Annotated in this window: 5 protein-coding genes and 1 pseudogene; 3 read left to right on the top strand and 3 right to left on the bottom strand. The window is 63.2% G+C overall.

The annotated features are described in order from the left end of the window. The 3 genes and pseudogenes from BUF17_RS18380 to BUF17_RS22725 form a co-directional block, all read left to right on the top strand. On the top strand, positions 1-306 hold a 306-nt coding region (locus tag BUF17_RS18380; RefSeq protein WP_139282595.1), incomplete at its 5' end, for an autotransporter domain-containing protein. Positions 307-662: 356 nt separating this feature from the next. Next, positions 663-1087: pseudogene (locus BUF17_RS23330) on the top strand (transposase); the annotation flags it as partial. 86 nt (positions 1088-1173) lie between these two features. Continuing rightward, on the top strand, positions 1174-1494 hold the full coding sequence (locus BUF17_RS22725) for a hypothetical protein (RefSeq protein ID WP_139282594.1): 321 nt from the start codon (positions 1174-1176) through the stop codon (positions 1492-1494). A gap of 979 nt (positions 1495-2473) precedes the next feature. Here the strand turns inward: BUF17_RS22725 and BUF17_RS22720 are convergent. The 3 genes from BUF17_RS22720 to BUF17_RS18370 all read right to left on the bottom strand — a co-directional run bounded on the left by BUF17_RS22720 (position 2474) and on the right by BUF17_RS18370 (position 6870). Further along, positions 2474-2776, bottom strand: coding sequence for a hypothetical protein (locus BUF17_RS22720; RefSeq protein WP_139282593.1), 303 nt, complete (start codon positions 2774-2776; stop codon positions 2474-2476). A gap of 364 nt (positions 2777-3140) precedes the next feature. Continuing rightward, positions 3141-3671, bottom strand: coding sequence for a GNAT family N-acetyltransferase (locus tag BUF17_RS18375; protein ID WP_073631434.1), 531 nt, complete (start codon positions 3669-3671; stop codon positions 3141-3143). Between the two features lie 76 nt (positions 3672-3747). Beyond that, positions 3748-6870, bottom strand: a complete 3123-nt coding sequence (locus BUF17_RS18370; RefSeq protein WP_073631432.1) for a multidrug efflux RND transporter permease subunit — start codon at positions 6868-6870, stop codon at positions 3748-3750. Positions 6871-6875 lie beyond the last annotated feature (5 nt).

Genomic DNA, 6875 nt, shown 5'->3' with positions numbered 1-6875 from the left:
ACCCTGGGCATCCGGGCGGCGACGGAGTTCGCACTCGGCAACGGCGCCACCCTCGTGCCGCATCTCAGCCTCGGCTGGCAGCACGCCTTCGGCGACGTCAACACCTCCGCGGCGCTGGCATTCACCTCCGGCGGCACGCCGTTCTCCGTCGCCGGCCTGCCCATCGCCCGCGACACCGCCATCCTCGGGGCCGGCATCGACTACGACTTCACCGACAAGGTCTCCGCCAGCCTGTCCTACAACGGACAGTTCGCCTCCGGCGTCTCCGACAATGCCTTCAAGGGATCCCTCAACATCCGCTTCTGAACGGCAAACAGCCCCTCCCGGACACGCCGGGAGGGGCACAAAGCAGCCCGCGACCCAACACCTTGACGAACGGCCAGTGAGCGGGACGCCTCCACGGAGGAGCGACTGTTCGGGTTCGGCAAAGACAGCGGTGAGTTCAAGTCACTCATGTCGCGTCTGTTCCGGCCAATCTCTCGGACCCATGAACAGCCGAGGGCGCACGAATTAGCGCCCCTGGGAAGCCGACATCCTGTCGGGCCGGAAAGGGTCAAGCCTGCATGGACGCAGCTGCCGCTCGCGCCGATTCCTTCGAAAAGCCAGTGTTGCCGGATGAGTGAAGTCCTAATTCAGGCACCCTTGAGATGCAGGAAGCGCTGATGGTGGGCGAACGGAAAGTGATCCAAGAGGCGCTATCCTATGAGATCAGCCTTCAGCGGCAGGTCCCCGGCCGGCCACCTCGTGCGGGCCATCGACCTGTCCGGCATTCGCGCACATCTCCGCTCATTTTACAGCGAGACTGCTCGGCCCTCGATCGACACGGAACGGAGGATCCAGATGCTGGTCATCGACTATCGCTCTGGCATCCGCTGCGAGCGGCGGCTGTGCAAGGAGGGCATTAGACCCCGCCTATCGCGAGTTCCGCCGGCTGGGGTTGGAAGACAACGTGCCTGAACATTCAACCTTCTCGTAGAACCGGCATGGCCGCTCCCGCGACAGTGACATGTTGCGCGAGCTGCCCGAGACGACGGTCCGGCGCTGCGTCGAGAAAGGTCTTGCTGGCGATGAAGACTTCGCCGTGGATCACGCTGGACCGGTTCGTCCTCTGAGCCGCGCGCCTCTCCGCCAACAGTTCGACACGGCCACCGGCCTCTTACGTCGAGTCGATTGATGTTTATCCCAGAACCCGGTGCGCCAGCCGACGATCGTCTGGTGGAGGCACGGCAGGTCACAATACATCGCCTGCTGTGGGAATATGGCCGGGATAGTTTCGGCGAGCGCGCCGGTAAATCCTTCAGCGAAGATGAATGGTGGGCATGGCTCGCTGAAATCGCTAATCGCTATCGAAGCGGAATTCAGGAGTTCTCGCTCAAGAGCCTTAACGAGGGCGCCTGGTCATGGCTCTTGGATCTGGTTGGCCAAGACGATCATGATCTACACGGCGTTCTATTCCGCATGCTGACATTGACCGACGCAGTGCGTTTCGGGTAGATGCTCGCCACGCAGGCCTGGGAGTGGAAGCTATCGGCCCACATGCGGGTCAATCATTACGGCAGCGAAGCGCTTATCCGATCTGAAACGGCTTTGGCGTTCGATCAGTTGGCGCCGCGACTGGCGCCTTGGCTATAGCTCAAAGCGGCGTGTGTTCGCGGCAGGACCCAAGCGAGGTGCGCCTTGCTGCCGAACTCCTGGGCCAAATCCTGACTGGTGAAAAAATCATCGAACCGGACCCTGGGTCGGCCCTCACAGTCGACCGCGTAGAAAAGCGGTTCACGCCCTTCGTAATTTCCTTCCGGTCAAAGCCCAGTGCTGAAGAACGGAGCGATTCCGTGGCCTCGTTGCGCGGAGCGCTCGATGCGGATGCGAGGGCGAAAGCCCAGGAACGTGCAATCGTGACAGCAATGGCCCGTATTGAGGAAGCGCGCCGCTCCGGAGCAAGCCTCTATCTAACGAATATTGATGCCCCTGATATGATGTCGGTGGTCCGCTATGCCCCGGACATACTGGATCGTGGCTTGAGGGATCGGCGGAGATAACTGCCGACTTTAAACGGCGGGTTCGTCTCGCCGAGACCGCCTTCCTTGCGCTGTGTGAAGCTCTGCTCAATCACGACGCTGCGCGAGGCGCCGCACTATGGCGATCTCTTCGCGTAGCGGTGTCGACACGCTACATTGGCGCGGCCGGCATCGACGAACTGCTGCATATGGTGTTTCGCGTTCCTGATTCAGAACCTCTGCTTCTGCTGCGTCAGGAACCCATCAGCCTACCGCTCTGTCACACAGATCGGCATCTGTTCGATGTGGTAGCAGCCGCTTTGTTCAACGGCCAAGCAACATGGGTCTCGGCCGTGGCTGCAGAAGACAGCGCGTCCCCGTTGATATGGCGGCAAAGATGCGGTGTCTTATTGCACGGGCTCAGCGTCACGGGTGCGCCTCCGATCGTCGAAGCATGGCCCGATGGCCAAATCCCCTCAGACACCGCCGACCTTCGGCGCAAGTCCGCTCGCCTGCGCTGGCGTGAAGCCTGTGCGCGTCACTGGTGGCGAGCCTATCTGTCCGCTCAAGACCCAGCGACTGCTTATGCGGCGTGGGTTTTGTTTTTGCGATCTGCGGATGCAAGCGCCTCGGCCTGGATGAACGACAACATGGATACGTAGAATGAACGAGATGAATTCTCGGAGCTCAAGCGCGCGCACGTGCGGCCGAATTGGCAAAATCTGAAACGCGCGATGGAAAAGCACCTTGAGAAGCGCGACAAGGAGTTCCTTGATCATGACATCGTTGAGGGTGTTGGTCCGTGGGGCAAGGTCAGCGGCTCTTGATCTGCTTCCTGCCAACGTCCGCAAAGGGGTCAATCTGAGACAGGACGGGGGTGGATTCCTGCCTGACCGGTTATGGGCGCCGAAGCTCGGAAAGCGGCCGTTCATTAGGTTACAGTCCTTCGACAGCTGCGCGCCTCCATGTCAGTCGTTCAATCAAGTCTCTCGCCATCTGGAAAGCGGAGGCGAAAGAGCTGAGCTAAGCGATGGGGAATGATCTACCGCCCTTCGAAAGAGTGACTCTCGGCCAAGTCAGTAACCTTTGGCGCTCTGGATTTTCAGGCTGCTAAGGCGGCTGGCCCGGTTCGATTTCGGCGGGTCACATCCGCTTTTCGAAGCGGAACATTCCGCCGTCTCCTGGCAGGTCTGGGTCCGTGGGATGCCTCTGGTCCTTATGGTAATTGTTGAAGTACTCGACGATGCTGAAGCCACATACATTGACGTAGAAATGGATATTGCGCTTCTCGAAATAGGGCGTGTGAGTGATCCAGACTTTCGTATCGGGATAATGTTGCTCGAGAGCCTTCCACGCCTTCCGGCCAAGGCCCCGGCCGATCTCGCCGGCTTGGATGAAGAAGAAGTCGAGAGAGTTGATCTGCGTCCCGGCGTCGATGGAAACGACCGCGCCGCCGACCCAGCGTCCCTCCTCAAGGATACGCAGCACCACGGCATTCAGCGCTTCGAAGGAAGCGTAGATGTCTTCGTCGGAAGGAATGGCCCCCTCGCAGACCGATCCGAAATCCTCGACCACGGCGATGGCGAAGGCATCCTGAAGATCCTTGCAGAAGCGGGGGAAGTCGGCCTCGATCCCGACGTCGAGTGTGACGCAGGAGTTGAAGTCAGCAGTCATCGGTTGGCTCCAATCGAAAAATGGGAGGACGGGCCGGCCAGATCTTGACCGGCGCTTCACGCCCAGGGGAATGGCTTCAGGCGCGAACCCCGGCGGTGGTGGCCGCGCCTTCGGTCCGCGTTCGGCGGCCCGCGAGCCGCATGACGACGACGAAGAAGACGGGCACGAAGACGACCGCGAGGGCGGTCGCCGAGATCATGCCGCCGAAGAGGCCGGTGCCGAGCGCGTTCTGGGTCTCGGAACTCGGCCCTGTGGCGATCACCAGGGGCACGATGCCGAGCGTGAAGGCGAGCGAGGTCATCACGATCGGCCGCAGCCGCAGGCGGGCGGCCTCGACGGCAGCCTCGCGAAGCGAGTGCCCCTCCTTCAGCAGTTTGCGGGCAAACTCGACGATCAGCACGGCATTCTTGGATGAAAGCCCGATCAGCGTGATGAGGCCGACCTTGAAGAACACGTCATTCTCGAAACCGCGCAGATGCACGGCGACGACGGCGCCCAGGATTCCGAGCGGCACGACGAGCATGACCGAGAGCGGAATCGTCCAGCTTTCGTAAAGGGCGGCCAGCACCAGGAACACGACAACGAGGGAAAGTGCGACCAGAAGCGGCGCCTGAGCGCCCGACTGGCGTTCCTGGAACGACTGGCCCGTCCATTCGATCGCAAAGCCGGCGGGAAGCTGTCTGGCGATCCGCTCGATCTCGTCCATCGCACTGCCGCTCGACACGCCCGGCGCAGCATCCCCCGAGATGCTGAGGGACGGATAGCCGTTATAGCGATTGAGCTGCAAGGGAGCGACGGACCATTCCGGCGTCACGACCTCGGACAAGGGAACCATGTCGCCCTTGTCGTTGCGAACGTGGAGCTTCAGAACGTCCTCGACCTGCATGCGGTCCTTCGCCTGCGCCTGCACGATGACCTGCTGCAGACTTCCTCCGCGGGGGAAGTCGTTGACATAGGCCGGGCTCATGGTCGCGGCGAGCAGGTCGTTGATCGCGGAGAAGGGCACGCCCAGAGCACCGGCCTTCTGCCTGTCGATGCGCAGGTCGACGCTGGGACCGTCGGGTTGCCCATCCACCCGGACGTTCCTTAGAAGCGTGCTCCGCCCCGCCAGCGCGACGAGCTTATCGGAGGCATCCCTGAGCGCCGCGGGACCGCCGCCGGCACGATCCACGAGCCGCAGGGCGAAGCCCGACGTCGTCCCCAGCTCCTCGATCGCCGGCGGTTTCAGAAAGAGGATGTCGCCCTCCGTCGCTTCCTGCATCGCGCGTTCCGCGGCCGCGATCTCGGCATCGGTGTCGCCGTTCCGCTCGTCGAAATCCCGCAGCGTGGTGAAGGCCATCGCCGTGTTCGGACCGGAGCTGGACAAGCCGAAACCCATGATGGAGAGCGTGTTCGCGATGTCATGGCGCGCCACGGCGTGCCGGTCGAAGCGTGCGACGAGAGCCTGCGTTCGCTCGACCGTGGCATCGGCGGGCAGCGTGAAGGAGGTCATGAACGTCCCCTGATCCTCGTCCGGCACGAAGGCGGTGGGCAGCGCCCGATAGCCGAGCACGAGCGCGCCGACGAGGACGCCATAGACCAGCATGACGCGTGTCGTGCGCCTCACGAGCCAGCCGACACGGGCCGTGTATCGTCCCGTCAGCCGGTCGAAGCCGCGGTTGAACCAGCCGAAGAAGCCCTTGCGGCCGTGTTGGGGGGTGATCGGCCTGAGGATCGTCGCACAGAGTGCCGGCGTCAGACTAAGGGCCAGGAACGCCGAGAACAGGATCGAGACCGCGAGCGCGACCGTGAATTGGCGGTAGATCGCGCCGACCGAGCCGCCGGCGAGGCCCATCGGCAGGAAAACCGCCGTCAGAACCAGCGTAATGCCGACGACGGCTCCCGTGATTTCGCGCATGGCGCGGCGGGTGGCATCGCGCGGCGAAAGGCCTTCCGTCGCCATGAGCCGCTCGACGTTCTCGACCACGACGATCGCGTCGTCGACGATGATGCCGATGGCCAGCACCATGCCGAACATCGTCAGCACGTTGATCGAGTAGCCGATGGCCCACATCACGGCGAAGGTGCCGAGCAGCGCAATCGGCGCGACGATCGCCGGGATCAGCGTGTAGCGAAGGTTCTGCAGGAAGAGCAGCATGATCAGGAACACGAGGACCATCGCCTCGCCCAGCGTCTGCACCACCTTCGAAATCGAGAGCTTGACGAACGGCGCGATGTCGAAGGACACGGCATAGGTGACACCCGGCGGCATGGACGGAGCGAGTTCGGCCAGGCGCGCCCGCACACCCTCGGACGTCATGACCGCGTTTGCGCCCGGCGCGAGCTGGATCGCCGCCGCTGTCGCCGGCTTTCCCCCGTCGAGAATCGAGAAGCCCATGGTCTGGGCGCCGATCTCAACCGTGGCGACGTCGCCCAGCGTGAGCGTCGAGCCGTCGGGGTTGGATCGCAGCACGATGGCGGAGAACTCCGCCGGTGTCCTCAACTGTCCGCCGAGGCTGAGCGGAACGCTGATCGTCTGGCCGGGGATGGTGGGCGCCTCGCCAAGCCGGCCTGGCGCCACCTGGAGATTCTGGGACTGGATGGCCTGTGTGATCTCGGCCACCGAAATCGAGTAGGAAACGAGGCGGGCCGGATCGATCCACACCCGCATCGCCGCCTCCGAACCGAAGGACTGGACGCGCCCGACGCCGGGTATCCGCTTGAGCTCGGGCACGAGGCGGCGTGCGAGATAGTCCTCCAGCGCCAGGGAATCGGCCTTCCCGCCTTCGGAGCGCAACGACACGATCATCAGGAAGCCCGCCGACACGGCCTCGACGGAAAGGCCGGTGCGGCGGACGGGCTCCGGCAGGCGCTGCTCAACGGCCTTCAGGCGATTCTGGACGTCGATCTGGGCCAGTTCCGGGTCCGTGCCGGATTTGAAGGTGACCGTGATGGCGGCATTGCCGGCCGAGTCGGAAGAGGACTCGAAATAGAGGACGTTCTTCACCGCCGTCAGCTCGCGCTCGATGGGCGCGGTGATGCTGTCGGTGATCGTCTGCGGGCCAGCGCCGGGATAAGTGGCGTTGATGCTGATGCTGGGTGGCGCGATCACGGGAAAACGCGACACCGGAAGCTGCGGGATCGCGGCGATTCCGGCCAGCACGATGAAGATCGCGATGACCCACGCAAAGATCGGGCGATCGATAAAGAACTGGGGCATGGGAG

Source organism: Pseudoxanthobacter soli DSM 19599 (assembly GCF_900148505.1).
In the GTDB taxonomy this organism is placed as follows: domain Bacteria; phylum Pseudomonadota; class Alphaproteobacteria; order Rhizobiales; family Segnochrobactraceae; genus Pseudoxanthobacter; species Pseudoxanthobacter soli.
This window is presented reverse-complemented; position numbering and strand designations above follow the sequence as displayed.